Source organism: Pseudoalteromonas sp. 5Ae-yellow, assembly GCF_014077565.1.
Taxonomy (GTDB): Bacteria; Pseudomonadota; Gammaproteobacteria; order Enterobacterales; family Alteromonadaceae; genus Pseudoalteromonas.
The window spans coordinates 1-1149 of record NZ_JACGWD010000154.1 but is presented as its reverse complement, the minus strand read 5'-3'; the positions used below and the strand labels follow the sequence as shown (position 1 = coordinate 1149).

Annotated in this window: 1 protein-coding gene; it reads left to right on the top strand. The window is 34.4% G+C overall.

The genetic code is table 11. The features are described 5' to 3' along the window. Window positions 1–520: 520 nt before the first annotated feature. A complete protein-coding gene (locus H4J63_RS19750) occupies window positions 521–1027 on the top strand; it encodes an AAA family ATPase (protein ID WP_182198102.1) in 507 nt (168 codons plus the stop codon). Window positions 1028–1149 lie beyond the last annotated feature (122 nt).

Below are 1149 nucleotides of genomic sequence, written 5' to 3'. Positions count from 1 at the left end.
CATCATCACATTGAGATAATGCTTTTTCAACAGCTTGAACTTTAAATTCTTGTGTAAATCGACGTCTCATTTTATCTGCCTCTATTAAAAGTTAGAGGCGACAACTATCCTGACACAGGGGGAAACCTTGGCATCAAAGTTCATCTTTAAACTATTTTTCTTAAATTCATTGTTCGTTATTGGCACTTTTCCTAATTGCGATCAAGAGGGAGAAGCTGTTGTTGGGGTTGGCTAAAATATAGTTGTTAACTGATTGGTCAAACGGTGTTATTTGCACATATATTTCAGCAAACGAGCAACTAGCACATATTGTTTCATTTAACTTTATTTAAAAAATTTAAAAAACTTAATGATAGTAATGCCTTAGGTTATTTGTTAAAACTATATGAAGCAGATAAATGAATGTTAAATAGGCAGAAATGTTCGCGATGACCGAACTATTAAATGGTTATAAGTCTTCTAGGTTCAAATGCTGGATTGGACTAAAAATCAGCCTCTCTAAAAATTGACAAGGATAATAATGATAATTGGAGCATTTTTAAGATATTACAAAACTTATCAAGGGATTAATTACATACCTATTACTGATGAAGATAAATTTTGTGGATTGGTCGGTGACAATGGGATAGGAAAAAGCTCAGTTTTGGAGTCGCTTGACACTTTTTTTAATTCTAAGTCTTGGAACTTTAATACTATTACAAAAAAGAGCGGTAAGTCATCAACAAAACCTCAGATAGTCCCTGTATTTCTACTAGAGCGGCGTTATTTTGATGGTGACGATCTGGAAAAAGCAGAGTTATTAAATTCTATTGCTTTGAATATTAGTGAAGGCGATGTATCTCCATCACTTAAAGTCCATGCTAAAGCTTTTATTGAACATAGAGATAGATTGATCCAAAGAGTAGATTTGTCTGATTTACTCATAATTCCATTAGGGGTTGATTATAAAGGGGGGGCTTCAATATCACTATTTAATAATCGTATGATGGTTGAGGGGCTATTAGGAAATGAAGTAGAAACAACGTAAGCGTCTAGCGAACCACACCTAGCATCGATGTTCTGATTATCTAAAAATACCTGCTCAATGATAAATTCGGAGCAGGTGATGAAAACTTACAGAACAAGCGCACAGTGGCAGCAGCTTTTGCT

Bases quoted from the DNA above. Each gene is read 5' to 3' on its own strand.
- H4J63_RS19750 (WP_182198102.1), top strand. From the start codon at position 521: ATGATAATTGGAGCATTTTTAAGATATTACAAAACTTATCAAGGGATT.